The organism is Pedobacter sp. N36a, from assembly GCF_014472395.1.
GTDB lineage: Bacteria > Bacteroidota > Bacteroidia > Sphingobacteriales > Sphingobacteriaceae > Pedobacter.
Window position 1 is genome coordinate 1 of the sequence record NZ_JACSZW010000040.1, and the last position, 845, is coordinate 845.

Here is an 845-nt window from a genome sequence, read left to right on the forward strand (position 1 = left end):
GGATTACAGACAGTGTACTACCAGCGGTGCAGGAGTGGCGGAACCGTCCGCTTGAAGCGGTTTATCCATTTGTGTTCCTTGATTGTATGTTTTTCAAAGTCAGGGTAAATGGAGTGGTAGAAACCCGTGCAATCTACAATATCCTGGGAGTGGACATCGAAGGCAAAAAGGATGTCTTAGGTTTGTATACTTCTGAAAGCGAGGGGGCCAAATTCTGGCTTTCGGTACTTGCCGATCTTAAAAGTCGGGGTGTGGAAGATATCTTAATCGCCTGTATTGATGGATTTAAAGGCTTCCCTGATGCGGTGGAGGCGATCTTTCCAAAGACCAGGGTGCAACTCTGCATCGTTCATCAAATCCGGTCGTCTATGCGTTACATTCCTGATAAAGATAAAAAGACGGTGATGGCTGATATGAAGCCGATTTATCAGGCAGGCAACGAGCAGCTAGGATATGAAAGACTGCTGGAGTTTGAAGAAAAATGGGGCAAAAAATATCCTCTGAGTTGCAAATCATGGCTGGATAACTGGACAAACCTATCTGCATTTTTTGAGTACGATCAGGTCATTAGAAAGATCATTTATACCACCAATCCGATCGAAGGTGTACACCGTCAGATCCGGAAGATCACAAAGACTAAGGGTGCATTTTCTTCCGAACAGGCACTACTGAAACTCATGTACCTGGTCATTAGAAATATCAGTAAAAAATGGACAATGCCAATCCATAACTGGGGACTGGCATTCTCACAATTATATATTAAATTTGGTGATAGAATTCTTCAGGAAAATAGAGGATTCTGAGAAGCGTTAATTTTGAATGACACAGTTCACGTTACACTCCCG

Annotated in this window: 1 protein-coding gene; it reads left to right on the forward strand. The window is 43.1% G+C overall.

The window, feature by feature from the left end; translation table 11 throughout:
- Positions 1 to 803, forward strand: an 803-nt coding sequence (locus tag H9X96_RS22410; protein WP_187668426.1) for an IS256 family transposase, incomplete at its 5' end; no start/stop codon positions are given.
- Positions 804 to 845: the final 42 nt, after the last annotated feature.